This is a genomic window from Streptomyces sp. Rer75 (assembly GCF_013414305.1).
Classification (GTDB): domain Bacteria; phylum Actinomycetota; class Actinomycetes; order Streptomycetales; family Streptomycetaceae; genus Streptomyces; species Streptomyces himastatinicus.
The window spans coordinates 1,354,103-1,372,023 of sequence record NZ_CP058693.1 but is presented as its reverse complement, the minus strand read 5'-3'; the positions used below and the strand labels follow the sequence as shown (position 1 = coordinate 1,372,023).

General features: G+C 69.0%; 15 protein-coding genes. 9 read left to right on the top strand and 6 right to left on the bottom strand.

Annotation, left to right across the window (positions count from 1 at the left end; translation table 11 throughout):
- Window positions 1-23 precede the first annotated feature (23 nt).
- From HYQ63_RS05170 to HYQ63_RS05160, 3 genes are read left to right on the top strand one after another with little or no spacing between them, the layout of a single operon-like run.
- Complete coding sequence (locus tag HYQ63_RS05170; RefSeq protein WP_179932729.1) at window positions 24-1,505, top strand: aldehyde dehydrogenase (NADP(+)); 1,482 nt, start codon at window positions 24-26, stop codon at window positions 1,503-1,505.
- A gap of 45 nt (window positions 1,506-1,550) precedes the next feature.
- Window positions 1,551-2,318 (top strand): SDR family NAD(P)-dependent oxidoreductase, encoded by a 768-nt coding sequence (locus HYQ63_RS05165; protein WP_179932728.1) that lies wholly within the window; start codon window positions 1,551-1,553, stop codon window positions 2,316-2,318.
- An 11-nt stretch (window positions 2,319-2,329) separates the two neighbouring features.
- The gene (locus HYQ63_RS05160) at window positions 2,330-3,091 is read left to right on the top strand and encodes an SDR family NAD(P)-dependent oxidoreductase (protein ID WP_179932727.1); all 762 of its coding nucleotides are present in this window, start codon (window positions 2,330-2,332) and stop codon (window positions 3,089-3,091) included.
- 72 nt (window positions 3,092-3,163) lie between these two features.
- Here HYQ63_RS05160 and HYQ63_RS05155 read toward each other — a convergent pair whose 3' ends face one another.
- Window positions 3,164-4,105 carry an alpha/beta fold hydrolase gene (locus HYQ63_RS05155; RefSeq protein WP_179932726.1) on the bottom strand — a complete coding sequence of 314 codons (942 nt, stop codon included), beginning with the start codon at window positions 4,103-4,105 and terminating at the stop codon, window positions 3,164-3,166.
- Window positions 4,106-4,254: 149 nt separating this feature from the next.
- Between HYQ63_RS05155 and HYQ63_RS05150 the strand changes: the two genes are divergently transcribed.
- Window positions 4,255-4,839: a TetR/AcrR family transcriptional regulator gene (locus HYQ63_RS05150; RefSeq protein ID WP_179932725.1), complete on the top strand. Its 585-nt coding sequence runs from the start codon at window positions 4,255-4,257 to the stop codon at window positions 4,837-4,839.
- 43 nt (window positions 4,840-4,882) lie between these two features.
- Here HYQ63_RS05150 and HYQ63_RS05145 read toward each other — a convergent pair whose 3' ends face one another.
- From HYQ63_RS05145 to HYQ63_RS05135, 3 genes are all read right to left on the bottom strand, one after another.
- Window positions 4,883-5,413, bottom strand: a complete 531-nt coding sequence (locus HYQ63_RS05145) for a hypothetical protein (protein ID WP_179932724.1) — start codon at window positions 5,411-5,413, stop codon at window positions 4,883-4,885.
- A gap of 84 nt (window positions 5,414-5,497) precedes the next feature.
- Complete coding sequence (locus tag HYQ63_RS05140; RefSeq protein WP_179932723.1) at window positions 5,498-6,355, bottom strand: 3-hydroxybutyryl-CoA dehydrogenase; 858 nt, start codon at window positions 6,353-6,355, stop codon at window positions 5,498-5,500.
- A gap of 124 nt (window positions 6,356-6,479) precedes the next feature.
- On the bottom strand, window positions 6,480-7,157 hold the full coding sequence (locus HYQ63_RS05135; protein WP_179939767.1) for a TetR family transcriptional regulator: 678 nt from the start codon (window positions 7,155-7,157) through the stop codon (window positions 6,480-6,482).
- A 203-nt stretch (window positions 7,158-7,360) separates the two neighbouring features.
- Between HYQ63_RS05135 and HYQ63_RS05130 the strand changes: the two genes are divergently transcribed.
- From HYQ63_RS05130 to HYQ63_RS05115, 4 genes are all read left to right on the top strand, one after another.
- A complete protein-coding gene (locus HYQ63_RS05130) occupies window positions 7,361-8,158 on the top strand; it encodes an electron transfer flavoprotein subunit beta/FixA family protein (RefSeq protein ID WP_179932722.1) in 798 nt (265 codons plus the stop codon).
- 55 nt (window positions 8,159-8,213) lie between these two features.
- A complete protein-coding gene (locus HYQ63_RS05125; RefSeq protein ID WP_179932721.1) occupies window positions 8,214-9,176 on the top strand; it encodes an electron transfer flavoprotein subunit alpha/FixB family protein in 963 nt (320 codons plus the stop codon).
- Window positions 9,177-9,404: 228 nt separating this feature from the next.
- Window positions 9,405-12,656 (top strand): fused isobutyryl-CoA mutase/GTPase IcmF, encoded by a 3,252-nt coding sequence (gene icmF / locus HYQ63_RS05120; protein ID WP_179932720.1) that lies wholly within the window; start codon window positions 9,405-9,407, stop codon window positions 12,654-12,656.
- A gap of 54 nt (window positions 12,657-12,710) precedes the next feature.
- Window positions 12,711-13,859, top strand: coding sequence for an acetyl-CoA C-acetyltransferase (locus tag HYQ63_RS05115; protein WP_179932719.1), 1,149 nt, complete (start codon window positions 12,711-12,713; stop codon window positions 13,857-13,859).
- Window positions 13,860-14,042: 183 nt separating this feature from the next.
- Here the strand turns inward: HYQ63_RS05115 and HYQ63_RS05110 are convergent, their stop codons facing one another.
- Window positions 14,043-14,555, bottom strand: a complete 513-nt coding sequence (locus HYQ63_RS05110; protein WP_179932718.1) for a hypothetical protein — start codon at window positions 14,553-14,555, stop codon at window positions 14,043-14,045.
- A gap of 44 nt (window positions 14,556-14,599) precedes the next feature.
- Window positions 14,600-14,824, bottom strand: coding sequence for a hypothetical protein (locus HYQ63_RS05105; RefSeq protein WP_373689028.1), 225 nt, complete (start codon window positions 14,822-14,824; stop codon window positions 14,600-14,602).
- A gap of 224 nt (window positions 14,825-15,048) precedes the next feature.
- Between HYQ63_RS05105 and HYQ63_RS05100 the strand changes: the two genes are divergently transcribed.
- Window positions 15,049-17,919, top strand: a complete 2,871-nt coding sequence (locus HYQ63_RS05100; protein WP_179932717.1) for a tetratricopeptide repeat protein — start codon at window positions 15,049-15,051, stop codon at window positions 17,917-17,919.
- Window positions 17,920-17,921 lie beyond the last annotated feature (2 nt).

Below are 17,921 nucleotides of genomic sequence, written 5' to 3'. Positions count from 1 at the left end.
CGTCACCGACGAGGAAACACAGCATGACCACCACTGCGGACGCACCGTCCACGACATCCGCCGAGCAGCTCGATGAGCAAATCCGAGCGGCCCACTCGGCTTACGAGCAGGCGCACGATGTGACACCTCGCCGACGCGCGGAGTGGCTGGAGGCCATTGCCTCAGCGCTGGAAGATCATGCCGAAGAGCTGGTGCCGCTGGCCCAGCAGGAGACGCACCTGGCCACGGGACGTCTCCAAGGCGAGCTGAAGCGCACCGTTTTCCAGCTGCGGCTCTTCGCCGACGAGATCGTCCGTGGCGAGCACTTCGCCGCCACGATCGACCACGAAGACCCTGCCTGGGGCATGGGGCCGCGTCCGGACATCCGACGCCTCAATGTGCCGCTCGGCGTTGTCGGCGTCTTCGGTGCCTCCAACTTCCCCTTCGCCTTCAGCGTGATCGGAGGAGACTCCGCCTCCGCCCTCGCCGCCGGATGCGCGGTGGTGCACAAGATCCACGACGGTCACCGTGCTCTTGCCGTGCGCACCGGGCAGATCGTGGCCGAAGCGCTTCGGGCCGCCGGTGCCCCGACGGGCCTGTTCTCCACGGTGACCGGACGTGCGGCAGCACAGGGGCTGGTGGACCATCCGCTCGTGCAGGCCATCGGATTCACCGGCTCCCCGGCCGGGGGACGCGCCCTCTTCGACCGCGCCTGCCGCCGTCCCGTCCCCATCCCCTTCTACGGAGAGCTGGGCAGCATCAACCCCGTCTTCGTCACCGAGAAGGCCTGGGCCACCCGTCGGGACGAGATCCTGGCCGGTTACGCCACCGCCTCCACCCTGGGCATGGGGCAGTTCTGCACCAAGCCCGGACTCCTCTTCGTTCCGGCTTCCGACGTCGATGAGGTCACCGACGTACTCCGCACGGAACTCGGCACCAAGCCACGCACGGAGCTGCTGACCCCGAATCTGCGCGAAGGGTTCGACACGGCGCTTGCTTCGGTACGTGCCCTGCCGACGGTGGACGAGCTCATCGCCGGTGACGATGCCGAGGCGCCCCACCCCACGGTGCTGATCACCACCTCGGAGGACGTCCGGAACGACGCCACCGTGCTGGAACAGGAAATCTTCGGCCCGGCCACCGTGATCGTCCAATACCGTTCCGAAGGCGAGCTGGAGGAGCTGGCGTCCCTGCTGGGCGGACAGCTCACCGCCACCATCCAGGCCGAGTCCGACGAGCAGCTCACCGGCCTGGTGAGCGCACTGCGCGGCAAGAGCGGCCGGGTGCTGTGGAACAGCTGGCCGACCGGTGTCACCGTCTCCTACGCCCAGCACCACGGGGGGCCGTACCCGGCCACCACGGCGCCCGCCACCACCTCCGTGGGCACCGCCTCGATCGGCCGCTTCATGCGGCCGGTGGCCTACCAGTCCTTCCCCGAGACCCAGCTTCCGCCGGCCCTGCAAGAGGCGAACCCCTGGGCCATCGCCCGCCGGGTGAACGGACGCCGGGAACCGGCATCTGCCTGACGCCATAAGGCTCTCGATCGCATATCGCTCTGAAGGAGAAGCTCGGTGAGGTTTTCGGGAAAGGTCGCCATCGTCACGGGCGGCGCAGGAGGCGTGGGCAGGGCCCTGGTGCGCAAGCTGACGGGGGAAGGGGCCGTTGTGATGGTGGCCGACGTTTCGGCGGAGGGATGCCGGTCACTGGCGAAGGACATCGAAGCGGCCGGTGGTGCCATGAAGTTCATCGTCGGTGACCTGCGGGAAAAGACCTACTGCGAGCGAGTGGTCGCGGAAACCGTGGAACACTTCGGTGGCGTGGATGTCCTGGTCAACAACGCCGGGATCATCCCCCGAGGGACGATTCTGGAGACCTCCGACGACATGTGGCACACCGCCCTCGACGTCAATCTCACGGCAATGTTCTACCTGTGTCGAGCCGCCATTCCTCCTATGAAGGCGCGTGGGGGAGGTGCCATCGTCAACACCTCTTCCGTCTGGGGGGTGTACCCGGGGCCCCAGCACGTCGCCTACTGCACCAGCAAGGGAGCGGTGGCCTCCTTCACCAAGAGCCTGGGGCGCGATCACGCACCCGATGGCATCCGGGTCAACGCCGTCTGCCCGCACGAAATCAACACACCCATGCTGCGCTCCGGGTTCGAGCGCCGGGGCCTGGATCCGGACAAGGCCGTTGCGGAATTGAACAAGACCGTACCGCTGGGACACATCGCGGAGCCCGAAGAGATCGCAGACGTCATCGCGTTCCTCGCATCCAGCGAGTCCCGTTACATCGCCGGAGAAACCGTCGAGGTCACGGGCGCCAAGCCGGTGGCGAACTGAGGAGACGCGCAGTGCAACTGGACGGAAAAGCCGCCCTGGTGACCGGCGGCGGGCGCGGAATAGGCCGAGGCATCGTCGATCGCTTCCTTGAGGAAGGGGCTCAGGTGACGGTCGTGCAGCGCCAAGCTCTGGACACCGCGCTTCAGAACCACCCCCAGGTCGCTCATGTGCACGCCGACCTGAGTATCCCGTCATCGATCGCAGCAGCTGTCGAGGGTGTCGTCGAGCGGTTCGGCGGCCTGGACATCCTGGTCAACAACGCCGGAATCATGTTCGAGCGCAGCGTCTCCCGCATTCTGGTGGAAGAGTGGGACCTCATGGTCGCCGTCAATATGCGCGCACCGTTGTTCCTGGCTCAGGCGGCTCTGCCGCACATGCGAGAACGGGGCGGGGGAAGCATCATCAACATCGGCTCCATCGAAGGGCTCGGGGCGAACCCCGGACATGCGGCCTACTGCGCCTCCAAAGCAGGCATTCATGGCATGACGCGCGCCCTGGCGGTCGATCTCGGCGAGCACAATATCCGCTGCAATGCGATCGCCCCCGGATGGATCACTTCCGAACTCAGCGAGACCTACCTGGCGTCCCACCCTGATCCACCCGCGGCCCGTGACGCTCTCAACCGCTTGCACCCTCTGGGGCGCGTAGGACAGCCCAGCGATGTCGGCGACCTCGCCGTTTACCTCGCCAGTGACAAGTCGAGCTTTCTGACGGGAGAGACAGTGGTGCTCGACGGCGGACGGACGGCAAAACTGCCCACGCCCTCTGCCTAGTACGGCAGTTGGACTTCGTGGTCTGAGTTTCGCGCGGCCTTGGGCGGCGCGGTCGGGTAGGTTCGACGGGTGTCAGTCGTCGTCGGCGATGAAGTCTGTTATCGCGGCAGCGATAGCTTCGGGCTGCTCGTCGGGGATGAAGTGTCCAGCGTCGGGCACGACGATTCGGGTGGTGTTGTCGGCCCATGGGCTGATGGAGGCGGCCATGTCCGGAACGGAGCCGTGGCTGCTGGAGATTCCGAGGATGGGCACGGTCAGGTGCCGCCACTTGAGCGCCTCGCGGTTCTTGCGCGCTGACTCCGCGGCGTCTCGGTAGTACGCGAGGGAAGCGCGCAGGCCGCCGTCGACGGCGACGGCCGCCGTGTAGTGGTCGAGCTCGGCGTCGTCGAACGTGTCGGGAGACAGGGCCTTCACCTTCAGGAACCAGCCGACGTACTCGCGTTCGCGGCCGGCAAGCAGCGTCTCGGGCAGGTCGGGCACGGTGTGGAACGCGAAATGCCAGGTTTTCCACGCTCGATCCGGGTCGGTGGGAATCGCCTCCGGGAGAGTGATACCGGGAATTCCGGCGTCGAGCAGAGCGACCCCGCGCAGGTGGCTCTCGAAGTTGAGGGCGAGGGAGAAAGCGACCCAGGCGCCGATGTCGTGGGCGACCAGGGAGTAAGTCGACACTCCGAGAGCCTTCACCGCGGCGTGGACGTGCGCGGCGACCGTGTGCGTGTCGTAGCCGCGCTCAGGACGCTCGGAGTGGCCCTGGCCCGGCAGGTCGATCGCGATGACGTGGAACCGGTGGGTGAGGCCGGGCATCACCTTTCGCCAGGCCCACCAGGTTTGCGGGAATCCGGCGAGCAGGACGACGGCCGGGCCGCTCGGCCGTCCGCCTTCGACGGCATGAAGGCGGACGCCGTCCGCGTCGACCCAGCGGTGAGTGAATCCGGCCAGATGCTGTAGGGGCAGGTCGCGGATGGGGTTGCTTTCGGAGACATGCGGAGTGGTGCTGGTTGCTGGGCCGGTCACGGGGATCCTCCATCGGTGTCAGGTGTGCGGTTGGGACGGTGCTGGCCATGACCACGCTTGAAAGCTAACACATCTTGAACTGATCAGTTCAAGATAGAATGGTGCGCAACACAGTCCGAACCATCGACGCATCGGCAAGGAAGTGCCGCATGGCAGGCAAGAAGCAGTTCGACATGGACACGGCGCTCGACGCCGCGATGATCCAGTTCTGGCGCGACGGCTACGCGGACACCTCATTGGACGATTTGTCTCGGGCAACCGGCCTGAACCGCAGTTCCATCTACTCCTCCCTCGGCGACAAGGACACGCTCTTCCTGCGCTGCCTGGATCTCTACGCCGCGCGCTATGGCGAGAAGTACGACGCCGCCCTATCGTGTGCAGCTTCGGAACCCGTTGCCGCTGTTCGTGCGTTCTTCGACGTCACCCTCGAGCGCATCGCCGATCCCGAACTACCTGATGGATGCCTGATTGCCCAGTCAGCCATGGCAATTCCAGTGCTGAGTCCGACCGTCGCAGCGCACGCTAAGCAGGCGCTCGGCTTCCAGCGCCTGCGCCTGCGCGCCGCGCTGAAGGCCGGCCGACTGACCGACCAGGACGCCGAGGCCTTCGCTGTACACGCGGCGGCTGTGAACCAGTCGCTCGCCGTCATGAGCAGGGCCGGGGCGAGCCCGGTGCAGCTCCTGGCTATCGTGGGCGTGACCGTTGACGCGCTGTCGCAGGCGTTGCGCGCGTAACGAATCTGAGACGGCCGTCGGACTCGCAGCCTGGTACGCACAGTCATTTCATGAGTTCGAGGCGTGCGCGGTAGTGGTGCCAACGAGCTCGGGCCGGGTGGCTTCGTCTCCAATCGGACCAGGCCAGGTGGAACGCGAGGTCCGGGGCCTGTTGTATTCGCCGTGTGATCACGGTGAGAAGGCGCTGGATCTCGGGGACGGTCAGCGCGGTCATGCCGCAGCCGGCCGGCGCCTTCTGGTCGGCATCATCGGGTAGGACAGGTGCGGGGCGGGTGGCTTTGGCCATGGCCGATGCGACGGCCAGCAGCGCGTAGGCGGCGAGCGCGAGCGCGGTGTGCCGCTTCCAGGCCCGGTAGCCGCGCGCCTGGGTGTGGTCGAGGCCGACCGCCTGTTTCGCGTCCTGGAAGTCGTCTTCGATCGCCCACCGGGTGCCGGCGAGCCGAGCGCCGCATCGGCGCGCATCTTCTGGCGCCCGGAGGTCGTGATCTGGAAGTCGCGGCCGATGGCGAAGACGTAGCCGATTCCGCGCTGCTCGAACCCCCGGCGGCTCCCAGATGGCGGGCGACGAAGCCACGCACCTGATCACGCACGGCGTCCCCGGGCGCGAGCAGTCCGGCGAGCTCAGGAAGTCTGACTGCCGTACTAGTCGATGACGGCTTCAGTAGACGTAGAAGCCGTGGCCGCTCTTGCGGCCCAGCCGTCCGGCGGCGACCATGCGGCGCAGCAGGGCGGGCGGCGCGTACAGGGGTTCCTTGAACTCCTCGTACAGCGACTCGGCAACGGCCTGGGCGGTGTCGAGTCCGATGAGGTCGAGCAGTCGCAGGGGCCCCATGGGGTGGGCACAGCCCAGCTCCATCCCGTGGTCGATGTCCTCCGGACGAGCGGTGCCGGTCTCCACCATGCGGACGGCGGCCAGGAGATACGGCACCAGCAGGGCGTTGACCACGAAGCCGGAGCGGTCCGGGGCCTGAATCGTCCGTTTGCCCAGCCGCTGGGTGGCGAAGTCCCCGGCGCGCTCCAGTGTCTCGGAGGCCGTGGTCAGGGCGGGGATCAGCTCCACCAGGGGCTGCACCGGGACCGGGTTGAAGAAGTGCATCCCGATGACCTGCTCCGGTCGGCTGGTCACGGCTGCGAGGTCGACGACGGGCAGGGAGGAGGTGTTGGTGGCCAGGATCGCCCGCGGGTCGACGACCTCCTTGTCGAGGGTCTGCATGACCGTGGTCTTGAGGTCCCGCTGTTCGGCGACCGCCTCTATGACGAACTGACGGTCAGCCAGGTCACCGAGGTGGCAGGTGAATGTCAGCCGGGCCAGGGCCTGGTCGCGCTGCTCCTCGGTGAGCTTGCCGCGCCGCAGGCCACGGTCCAGGGAGGCCGTGAGGCGGCGGCGGCCTGCCTCGGCAGCGTCCTGGGTGGCCTCGGCCACCAGGACGTCCAGGCCCTGACGGGCGGCGACTTCGGCGATGCCGGAACCCATCAGACCGCAGCCGACGACACCGAGGCGGGAGACGTTTTCCATGGCGGTCCTTCGTAGGGGAAGGGCAGGCTTGTGGAGAGGGGCCGACGGTCCGGCTCGCGTTCCGACGCCGCACGCTATGGCACTGAGTACCCTCGGTCAAGGGAGCTGAGTGCCATGGCGGTGGCTACTCGCCGCCCAGTGTCTTCTCGATCTTCTGCACCACGCGCCACATGGGAGCCCCCCGTGGCGCCACCATGACGATCACATCGTCCTCCGGTGCGGGCGCGGTGCCGCCCTCCGCGGATTCACCGGCGCCGTCCCACGTCTGCCGGACGAAGGTCAGTGCCTGATCCACCGTTTCCGCGGCATCGCCGTGCCCCCCGCCTCGCAGCCAGGCCCGCAGCCCGTTGTTGTGCGCGGCGACGACGGCCGCGGCCTGCACTTCCGCCCGAAGCGCTCCGTTCCGGTCTCCCGCGTAGCGCTGCCGGAGGTAGTGGGCCAGGGTCCGCTCGTAGCGGTGCACCACGGACAGTTCGTAGCCGCGCAGGCTGGGCACTTCGCGCGTGAGACGATAGCGCTGCACGGAGAACTCGGGGTTCGCGGCGTACATCCGCATGACCAGCCGGGCCGCGTCGCAGACCGCGTCGAGCGGTTCGCCGTCGGTGCTCTTCGCGAGGAAGGCGCTCATCTCGGTCAGGCAGCGCTCATGTTCGGGGAAGACGACGTCTTCCTTGGACGGGAAGTAGCGAAAGAACGACCGACGCCCCACTCCGGCCCGCGCCACGATGTCGTCCACCGTGGTCCGCTCGAAACCGTGCTCCATGAAGAGCTGGAACGCGGCCTCGATGAGCACCTCGCGCATGGGTGTCCTGCCGGACGGCCCGGGCCCGCCGGTCGCCGCGGTCGCCCCGCCTTCGTCGCGTACGTCCGTCATGGAGGGAACGTAGCATCAGCACCGGCATGAGCGACACTGAGTACCTTTACTAAGGGTACTGAGTGCCATACCCTCCTTCAGGTGCTCCGGTTCGGCAGCGCAGCCATCCGAGAACCGTAAGGAGAGTCGGCGTGAGCTTGAGGATCGTTGTCTGTGTGAAGTACGTGCCCGACGCCACCGGTGATCGGCACTTCGCCGAGGACCTGACGCTCGACCGTGACGATGTGGACGGCCTGCTCTCGGAGCTGGACGAGTACGCGGTCGAGCAGGCCCTCCAGATCGCGGAGGAGCGTCAGCGGGAAGGTGCCGACGCGGAGATCACGGTGCTGACCGTGGGCCCGGAGGACGCCAAGGACGCGCTGCGCAAGGCGCTGTCGATGGGTGCCGACAAGGCCGTGCACGTCGAGGACGACGATCTGCACGGCACCGATGCGCTGGGTACCTCGCTGGTGCTGGCCAAGGCGGTGGAGAAGACCGGTTACGACCTGGTCATCTGCGGTATGGCCTCCACGGACGGCACGATGGGTGTGCTTCCGGCGATCCTGGCCGAGCGCCTGGGTGTCCCGCAGGTGACGCTGCTGTCGGAGGTTTCGGTCGAGGATGGCATGGTCAAGGGCCGCCGGGACGGCGACACCGCGACCGAGCACCTGGAGGCGGCGCTTCCGGCGGTGGTGTCGGTGACCGACCAGTCGGGCGAGGCCCGCTACCCGTCGTTCAAGGGCATCATGGCGGCCAAGAAGAAGCCGGTGACCTCCTGGGACCTGTCCGACCTCGACATCGAGGCCGAAGAGGTGGGGCTGGAGGGCGCCTGGAGCGCGGTCGACGGCGCCGAGGAGCGCCCGGCCCGTACGGCGGGCACGATCGTCAAGGACGAGGGCGAGGGCGGCAAGCAGTTCGCAGAGTTCCTTGCCGGTCAGAAGTTCATCTGAATCTGACCGTCTCACCGCCCCTGATACCTCGTATTCGCAGGAGAGAAGAAGTCTCATGGCTGAAGTCCTCGTCTATGTCGACCACGTGGACGGTGCCGTCCGCAAGCCCACCCTGGAGTTGCTGACGCTGGCCCGCCGGATCGGTGAGCCGGTCGCCGTCGCCCTGGGTGCCGGTGCCGCCGACACCGCCGCGACCGTCGCCGAGTACGGCGCCACCCGGGTGCTGACCGCCGATGCGCCGGAGTTCGCCGACTACCTGGTGGTGCCGAAGGTGGATGCGGTTCAGGCCGCGTACCAGGCGGTGAGCCCGGCCGCCGTGCTGTTCCCGTCCTCGGCGGAGGGCAAAGAGATCGCGGCGCGGCTGGCGGTGCGTATCGGGTCGGGCATCATCACCGACGCCGTCGACCTGGAGGCCGGTGCGGAGGGTCCGGTGGCGACGCAGTCGGTGTTCGCGGCCGCGTACACCACCAAGTCCCGGGTCACCAAGGGCACGCCGGTCATCACGGTCAAGCCCAATTCGGCCGCGCCGGAGGCGGCCCCGGCCGCGGGCGCCGCCGAGGCGCTGGAGGTGTCGTTCTCCGGGCAGGCGACGGGGACGAAGGTCGTCTCGCGTGCCGCGCGTGAGTCGACGGGTCGTCCGGATCTGACCGAGGCCGCGATCGTCGTCTCCGGTGGCCGTGGTGTCGGTGGTGCGGAGAACTTCCCCGTCGTCGAGGCCCTGGCGGACTCCCTCGGCGCGGCCGTGGGTGCCTCGCGTGCGGCGGTGGACGCGGGCTGGTACCCGCACACCAACCAGGTGGGTCAGACGGGGAAGACCGTGTCCCCGCAGCTGTACATCGCGGCCGGTATCTCGGGTGCGATTCAGCACCGGGCCGGTATGCAGACCTCGAAGACCATCGTGGCCGTCAACAAGGACGCCGAGGCCCCGATCTTCGACCTGGTCGACTACGGCGTGGTCGGTGACCTCTTCGAGGTCGTCCCGCAGCTCACCGAGGAGGTCAAGACCCGCAAGGGCTGACGTCGGACCAAGCCGCTGCCCGAGTGCTGGGCGAGCATGCCGCATCCGACAGTGAGAGCAGGGGCACACCGGATTCGGCTTGTGCGGTCCATCGTCTCCCGATTTACTTGGACGTCCTAGTAGTTCACTTTCGGTGACGGTTGCTGCATCACGGGTCGTGACGTGGTCGCTTCCGGCCGGAGGCGCGTCCGCTTGTTCGCTTCGTTCACTCCCCCTCTGGAGGACACCTTGCCTGCTTCCGCCTCCGCCGACTCCCTGTACCGCTCGAAGCACCCGGTCCGGTTCGTCACGGCTTCGAGCCTCTTCGACGGGCACGACGCGGCGATCAACATCATGCGCCGCATCCTCCAGGCCCAAGGGGTCGAGGTGGTGCACCTCGGGCACAACCGCTCAGTCGACGAGGTGGTGACGGCGGCGCTGGAGGAGGACGTCCAGGGCGTGGCCGTGAGCTCCTACCAGGGCGGACACATCGAGTACTTCGAGTACCTGGTGGAGCTGCTGCGGGAGCGTGGCGCCGGACACGTGAAGGTCTTCGGTGGCGGTGGCGGGGTCATCGTCGCGGAGGAGATCGCCCGGCTGGCCCGGGCCGGGGTGCGGATCTTCTCCCCGGAGGACGGCCAGCGCCTCGGCCTGGCCAAGATGATCAACTCGATGGTCGAAGAGTGCGACACCGCCCTGTGGGATCTGGCTCCGGTCGCGCCGGACCAGGTGCTGGCGGGGGAGAGGCCCGCCCTGGCCCGGCTGCTCACCGGCCTGGAGGCCGGTGCGGTGACCGACCCGGATCTGCGCGTCCTGCGCGAGGCCGCGGCATCCCGCCGGACACCGGTCCTCGGCATCACCGGCACCGGCGGCTCGGGGAAGTCCTCGCTGACGGACGAGCTGGTACGTCGGCTGCGCAGCGACCAGGACGGCAGGCTCAAGGTGGCGGTGCTGGCCGTGGATCCGACCCGGCGGCGCGGCGGGGGCGCCCTGCTGGGCGACCGGATCCGCATGAACTGCCTCGACGGCGACACGGTGTTCTTCCGCTCGCTCGCCACCCGCGGCGGACGCGAGGTTCCCGAGGGTCTGGCGGACGCCATCGCGGCCTGTCAGGCGGCCGGTTTCGACCTGGTGATCGTGGAGACGCCGGGCATCGGGCAGGGGGACGCCGCGATCGTCCCGTACGTGGACGTGTCGCTGTACGTGATGACACCGGAGTTCGGCGCGGCTTCCCAGCTGGAGAAGATCGACATGCTCGACTTCGCCGACGTGGTGGCCATCAACAAGTTCGAGCGGCGCGGAGCCAAGGACGCGCTGCGTGACGTGGGCCGACAACTGGTGCGCAACCGCGAGGCGTTCGGGCAGCGGCCGGAGGACATGCCGGTCTTCGGGACCAGCGCGTCGACCTTCAACGACGACGGGGTCACCGCGCTCTACCAGCATCTGCGGGACCTGTTCGCCGAGCGCGGCCTGCCCGTGGTGCCCGGAGCGCTTCCCGAGGTGGCGGTGCGCCACTCCAGCGGTGCCACCCAGGTCGTGCCCCCGGCCCGGGTGCGTTACCTGGCGGAGATCGCCGACACGGTGCGCGGTTATCACGAGCGGACCGACGTCCTGGCCGGGCAGGCCCGCCGGATCCAGCGGCTGGCGGCCGTCCGCGACGAGCTGGCGGCGGTCGGCGCGCACACCGACGACGTCGAAAAGCTGCTGAAGGACGCGGAGGACACCTTCGCACCGGAAGCGCGCGGAGCGCTGGCCGATTGGCCGCAGACCGTACGCGACTACTCCGGCGACGAGCGCATCGTGACGACACGCGACCGCGAGCTGCGCACCACGCTGGTGCGCGAGTCACTGTCCGGGAGCAGGATCCCCCGGGTGGCGTTGCCGCGCTACACCGACCACGGAGAGCTGCTGCGGTTCCTCCACTCCGAGAACCTTCCGGGGTTCTTCCCGTTCACCGCCGGGGTGTTCCCGTTCAAACGGGAGGGCGAGGACCCGGCGCGGATGTTCGCCGGTGAGGGCGATCCGTTCCGTACCAACCGCCGCTTCCACTACCTCTCCCAGGACAGCGAAGCCACCCGGCTGTCCACCGCCTTCGACTCGGTCACCCTCTACGGCCGCGATCCGGACCTGCGTCCCGACATCTACGGCAAGGTGGGAACCTCGGGTGTGTCGGTGGCCACCCTGGAGGACATGAAGGCGCTGTACGACGGCTTCGACCTGACCGCGCCCACGACGTCGGTCTCCATGACGATCAACGGCCCGGCGCCGACCATCCTCGCCTTCTTCCTCAACACCGCGATCGACCAGCGACTCGACGCCCACGCCACCGAGCACGGGCGCGAGCCGACCGCCGAGGAGGCCGAACAGGTCCGGGCGCATGTCCTGCGCAGTGTCCGCGGCACCGTGCAGGCCGACATCCTCAAGGAGGACCAGGGCCAGAACACCTGCCTGTTCTCCACCGAGTTCAGTCTGCGGATGATGGCCGACATCCAGGAGTGGTTCATCGAGAAGGAGGTGCGCAACTTCTACTCGGTGTCCATCTCCGGCTACCACATCGCCGAGGCCGGGGCCAACCCGATCAGCCAGCTCGCCTTCACCCTCGCCAACGGCTTCACCTACGTCGAGGCCTATCTCGCCCGTGGGATGCACATCGACGACTTCGCCCCCAACCTGTCGTTCTTCTTCTCCAACGGCATGGACCCGGAGTACTCCGTGCTCGGCCGGGTGGCCCGCCGCATCTGGGCGGTGACCATGCGGGAGCGTTACGGCGCGGGGACACGGGGCCAGAAGCTGAAGTACCACGTGCAGACCTCCGGACGCTCCCTGCACGCCCAGGAGATGGACTTCAACGACATCCGCACCACCCTGCAAGCGTTGATCGCCATCTACGACAACTGCAACAGCCTGCACACCAACGCCTACGACGAGGCCGTCACCACCCCCACCGAGGACTCGGTGCGCCGCGCGCTCGCCATCCAGCTGATCATCAACCGGGAGTGGGGCCTGGCGATGAACGAGAACCCGTTGCAGGGCTCCTTCGTCATCGACGAGCTCACCGACCTGGTGGAGGAGGCGGTGCTGAGCGAGTTCGAGCGGATCAGCGAGCGCGGCGGGGTGCTCGGCGCCATGGAGACGGGCTACCAACGCGGGCGCATCCAGGACGAGTCCATGCTCTACGAGCAGCGCAAGCACGACGGCACCCTGCCCATCATCGGCGTCAACACGTTCCGCCACCCCCACGCCGACGCCGAAGGGGGCCGGACGGCCGTCGAGCTGGCCCGCGCCACCGAGGACGAGAAGCAGTCCCAGCTGAAGCGCGTCGGCGACTTCCAGGACCGCCACCGCGAGGAGGCGCCCGCCGCCCTGGCCGCGCTCAAGGACGCCGCCACCAGTGGCCGCAACGTGTTCGCGGTGCTGATGGACGCCGCCCGGGTCTGCTCCCTCCAGCAGATCACCGAGGCCTTCTTCGAGGTCGGCGGGGAATACCGGCGCAACGTCTGACCGCGGGCCCGCCCGCCCCGAATCACCCCGCCCCCCAAGACTCCGGAGCGCACCGTGACCGAAGCCTTCATCGTCGACGCCGTCCGCACCCCCGTCGGCCGCCGCGAGGGCACCCTGAGCGGCGTCCATCCCGCAGACCTCGGAGCGCACGTGCTGCGCGCGCTCGTCGACCGGACCGGTATCGATCCCGGCTCCGTGGACGACGTGTACTTCGGCTGCGTGAGCCAGATCGGCGCGCAGACCGGCAACATCGCCCGCACCTCCTGGCTGGCCGGTGGTCTGCCCCAGCACGTGCCGGGCACGACCATCGACCGGCAGTGCGGCTCGTCCCAGCAGGCCGTGCACTTCGCGGCCCAGGCCGTGATGTCCGGCTCCGCCGATCTCGTCGTGGCGGGCGGGGTCGAGTCGATGAGTCTGGTGCCCATCGGCAGCCCGGTCGTCCTCGGGGAGCGCGAGGGCATGGGGACCCCGTACGACGGGGACGGCTGGCGCAGCCACTTCGGCGATCAGGAGATCTCCCAGTTCCGTGGGGCGGAGCTGATCGCGGAGAAGTGGGGCATCTCCCGGCAGGACATGGAGCGCTACGCACTGGCCAGCCACCAGCGGGCGCTGGCGGCCCAGGCGGGCGGGGTCTTCGCGGACGAGATCGTGCCCACGTTCGGGCTGGAGACCGACGAGGGGCCGCGCGCTGACACCTCGCTGGAGAAGATGGCGGGGCTGAAGCCCCTCACCGTGGGCGGCCGGCTGACCGCCGCGGTGTCCAGCCAGATCTCCGACGGGGCCGCCGCCCTGCTGGTCGCCTCCGAGGACGCCGTGCGCCGACTCGGGCTGGTGCCGCTGGCCCGGGTGCACACCATGGCCGTCGTCGGTTCCGACCCCGTCCTCATGCTCACCGGGCCCATCCCTGCCACCGAGAAGGTGCTGGACCGGTCGGGACTGGCCCTCGACCGGATCGACCTGGTGGAGATCAACGAGGCGTTCGCTCCGGTGGTACAGGCATGGCTCGCGGAAACCGGCGCCGATCCGGAACGCACCAACGCCTTCGGCGGCGCGATCGCCCTGGGCCACCCGTTGGGTGCCACCGGCGCCCGGCTGCTGACGACGCTGGTCCACCAGCTGCGTCGGACCGGGGGCCGTTACGGGCTCCAGACGATGTGTGAAGGGGGTGGCATGGCCAACGCGACCGTGGTGGAACGCGTGTGATCCATGGCCCGCTTCGCGCACCGGACGAGGAGGGAGAGGCCCTGGCCGGTGGGTTCCCCCAGATGCGGTACCACCACACCCCGGATCCTCGACGTCGATCTGGTGGGCGCCTTCCTCGGCATGCGCACCCTCCTTCCGGGCATGCGCGACCGCGGCCATCGGCCACGCCGGTCACGCGGGCGGTCACCGGTGACGAGGCCGCCTGTCCTCGGGCGGCTCGGACCCTCCGCGGTCGGCGGGCTCGATGGTGGCCGGACCGCGGCCCGCGGCGACCAGCCCGATCATCGCCGTCAGCAGCCCGAGCACCTGGCTGATCAGCCCGATCCAGGTGGTGAGCAGCGCCGCCGAATTGGCCACCACCTCCTGTCCGCCCTGGACCTGCGGGCCCGAGGCGGGGCCCGGCGTGGCGGGCGCGGACTGCGGGGCGGGGCTGGTCGGCGGCGTGGTGGGCGGAGACGTGACGGGCGAGGTCGGCGGCGTGGTGGGCGGTGTGGTGGGTGGTGTGGTCGGCGGGCCGGACGTGGTGTCCGTGGGGGTGGGATGCGGGCTGACCGTCCGCGTGGGGTGCACCGTCAGTACGGTCAGCCCGCCCGCCGACAGGAGCGTGCCGAAGCCCACCAACGCGAGCGTGACCAGCAGCAGTGCGGCCGGGAGCTTGAGGACGGCGAGGGTACCGGCTTGCGGAAGGCGCCACATGGGGCCACTGTACGAACTCGACGCCCGGATCTGATCACGCTGCGTTACGCCTGTCGGGGCAACGCCCGGACCGCTCCCGCGTCGGCGCCGGTTCGCGACCGGTGGCCCCTGCGGCGCAGTTCGTCGCGCAGCTCGGTGAAGTTGTACGCCTCACCGGAGTACACCAGGGTGACGGGGTCGTCGGCCGTCTCGACGGTCATGGGCTCGGCCCCGCCGGGCAGGTCGATGACGGCCAGTCTGCGATGACCGAGCGCCGCCTTGCCGGTCATCCAGGTGCCCGCGGCGGTAGGAGACCCAGCCGGTGATGCCACACACGAGTGATCACTCGCGAACGCGGTCCGAATCCAGCGCCCCGGAATAGTGTCCGATCGGGGGCTTATAGCGCATATGGCGGGCGCTCAAGTAATTTTCCAGCATATGTGTGGTTGTCCGGTGGTTCACTTGCGTCAGGCGTGCCCGCGGGGGGCACGGGCCGAGGGGGGAAACACCGGATATGGCCACGCCCATCGTCACCGCACTGGCGGTATACGAAGCCGGTAAGAAGGCGTACGAGGCATACCAGGGCATCGTCGCCTTCGTCAGCCTCGGCAGCCACAGCCCCACTCCCGAAGAGGAGATCCTGGCCAGACTGGAGGTGCTGCACCAGGATTTCGTCGCCCTCCAGGGGCGGTTCGACGAGGTGCTCGAGGCCGTGAAACAGGCCGTCAGAGTCGAGCAGCAGGCGTACGTCCTCAATCTGCGGCGCGATCTGGACGGCCTGCGCGGGCGGGCCCGCACGGCCATGGACGAGCTCAACGCCTGGGTCGCCGGTGGACGCAAGGACCCGCTGCTGCGGTCCAACGCGGACAACAACTCACGGCTGGCGGCGAATACGCTCCTGGAGGGCGACTCCTACTTCTACCGCCCGGATCCGAACTCGCCGGAGAGCGTCTTCGACCACCGGCTGGCGTACATCGCCTATGTCTATGTGCTGACCGTCCGGTTCGGCGTGATCGCCGGGCTCAATCCGCAGTACCGCGACGACCGGCTGGCCCGCGAGGAGCTGACCCGGCACGCGGCGCGGCTGGACTGGGTGTTCCAGCACGCCGACCAGGCCATCGAACCGCACATCGGCGGCGGTCCGGACAACCGCGGAAGCTACTTCCTGGCCCACCAGTGCGTGGACCACATCACCGGCTACGACACCGGACACACCGAAGTCGGGTGGCGCCCCGGCGGGCAGGCCGAATACGACGACGCCCGGTCCTACTACTCCGACCAGCTGCGCGCCGATATGCAGGTCAGGACGGGTCTGGCCAAACTCATCGGCTTTCACGACACCGTGGCCTACTGGGCCAAGGACCCGCGCACACCCGGATGGTCCCCCTGGGCCACGGTGGAAGTGCCGGACAGCATGGCGTCCCTGGTCGCGGCCTCGGACCGGCCGGGGCGCACCGTGCTGGTGTGGCGGGACCCGGACAAGGCACAACTCCGCACCACCTCCTACGACTCCACCGCGACCGCACCGGCCTGGAAACCGTCGGTGGCCATCAGTGCGGAGAACACGGTGCGGAGGGAACCCACGCCGCGCGCCGTGTCATCGGGGCCGGGCCTCGTCACCGTGGTGATGATGGGCAAGGACGGCGGCATCTACGCCACGCGCACCGACCCCACCCGGCCGACCGGATGGCTGGACGCTCCGGTCAGGGTGAGCGGCGACGCCACCGACGTCTCATATGCCGAGGCCGCCGCGACACCGGGCTCGGTCGTCGTGGTGTGGCGGGACAATGGCACCAGCACGCTGATGGCCGCCTTTCAGGACGCCAAGGGGGCGTGGGGGCCACCCCAGGCGGCGACCCCGGCGGGCGCCACGTCGCTGGGCTCGGACCTCACGGTGGCCTGTCCCTCGCCGGGGGTCGTGCTGGTGGTGTGGACCATGAACGACCGCACACTGCACTGCGTCACCTACGACGCCCACGCGGCCGACCCCGCGTGGAGCGCGCCCGCGCAGATCGCCGAATTCCCCGGGAACGACTTCCCGTCGTCCATCCAGGCCATGGGCACCGGCGACGGAAAAGCCGATGTGGTGTGGCAGGGCACGTTCGGGTCCATGTGGAACCTTTACTACGACGGCGGCTGGAGCGCCCCGACCGAGGTCACCCCGCAGCACCTCACCAAGTGGGGCGTGCCCTTCACGACCGTTCCGGCGGTGACCGGGGACCGGCGGGCCAACTGGTTCTGGTACGGCCGGGACAGCCGCGTTCAGACCATCTACCGGGATGCTCAGCAGCCCCAGTGGTCGGCGCCGCTGCGGCTCGGGCAGCCCTGGTGGTCGTACGCCGAGCTGGCCGCGGTGTCGACGGCGGCGCGCAGCGTATCGCTCTACCGGGTCGACTTCGGCAGCGAGATCGGCGAGGTGCCGAAGCTCCAGACGTGTTTCTACGACCCGGCCACGCCGGCCGCGTCGGCCCGCATCGCCGATGCGCGAGCCCTGGTGGCGCGCGCCCAGACCCTGTGGAGCCTGCCGGGCCCGGCGCGCGAGGAGGCCAACGCCCGGGCGGCCGACGCGATTGCGGTCGCCCGCGAGGTCGTGGCCCAGGACCCCGGCTACCGTGCGACGCTCGCGCAGTGGCTGGTGTTCCCGGCGGGCACGTATCTGATGGGCAGTGGCCACCACGACGAGGCCATCGCCCGTATGCGGGAGGCGCTGGGCCTCTACGAGAAGCTGATCGGTGAACAACCGGGGTCCGAGGAACTCCTGTACCGAAAGGCGTGGGTGCTGGTCAATCTGGCCCAGGCTCTGTGGGGCAAGCCCGACCACGCCCAAGGCGTGCAGCGCGCCATCGAGGCCACCGACCTGCTCCGCCAACTCGCCACCAGGAAACCCACCTACCGGCCCGGGCTCGCGCAGTGGCTGGTGTTCCCGGCGGGCGCGTATCTGATGGGCAGTGGCCGCCACGACGAGGCCATCGCCCGTATGCGGGAGGCGCTGGGCCTCTACGAGAAGCTGATCGGTGAACAACCGGGGTCCGAGGAACTCCTGTACCGAAAGGCGTGGGTGCTGGTCAATCTGGCCCAGGCTCTGTGGGGTAAACCCGACCACGCCCAAGGCGTGCAGCGCGCCATCGAGGCCACCGACCTGCTCCGCCAACTCGCCACCGGGAACCCCGGGAGGTATCGCGGCGGGCTGGGCGACTGGCTGATGTTTCCCACGATCCCCTACCTGCAACAGTCCGGCCGACGGGACGAGGCGCTCACACGGGCGCGGGAAGCCGTGGACATCTTCACCGAGCTCAACGCCACGGACCCCGCGGTCCATGGGCCGAAGCTGGCGGCGGCGAAGAAGCTCGTCGCCGAGATCCAGGATGATGTGCAGTCCGGCTGACC

What these genes read in the sequence shown, in the direction of transcription:
- HYQ63_RS05170 (WP_179932729.1), top strand. Translation starts at nt 24, where the DNA reads ATGACCACCACTGCGGACGCACCGTCCACGACATCCGCCGAGCAGCTC.
- HYQ63_RS05150 (WP_179932725.1), top strand. Translation starts at nt 4,255, where the DNA reads ATGGCAGGCAAGAAGCAGTTCGACATGGACACGGCGCTCGACGCCGCG.
- HYQ63_RS05140 (WP_179932723.1), bottom strand. Translation starts at nt 6,355, where the DNA reads ATGGAAAACGTCTCCCGCCTCGGTGTCGTCGGCTGCGGTCTGATGGGT.
- HYQ63_RS05135 (WP_179939767.1), bottom strand. Translation starts at nt 7,157, where the DNA reads ATGCGCGAGGTGCTCATCGAGGCCGCGTTCCAGCTCTTCATGGAGCAC.
- HYQ63_RS05125 (WP_179932721.1), top strand. Translation starts at nt 8,214, where the DNA reads ATGGCTGAAGTCCTCGTCTATGTCGACCACGTGGACGGTGCCGTCCGC.
- HYQ63_RS05110 (WP_179932718.1), bottom strand. Translation starts at nt 14,555, where the DNA reads ATGTGGCGCCTTCCGCAAGCCGGTACCCTCGCCGTCCTCAAGCTCCCG.
- HYQ63_RS05105 (WP_373689028.1), bottom strand. Translation starts at nt 14,824, where the DNA reads ATGACCGGCAAGGCGGCGCTCGGTCATCGCAGACTGGCCGTCATCGAC.
- HYQ63_RS05100 (WP_179932717.1), top strand. Translation starts at nt 15,049, where the DNA reads ATGGCCACGCCCATCGTCACCGCACTGGCGGTATACGAAGCCGGTAAG.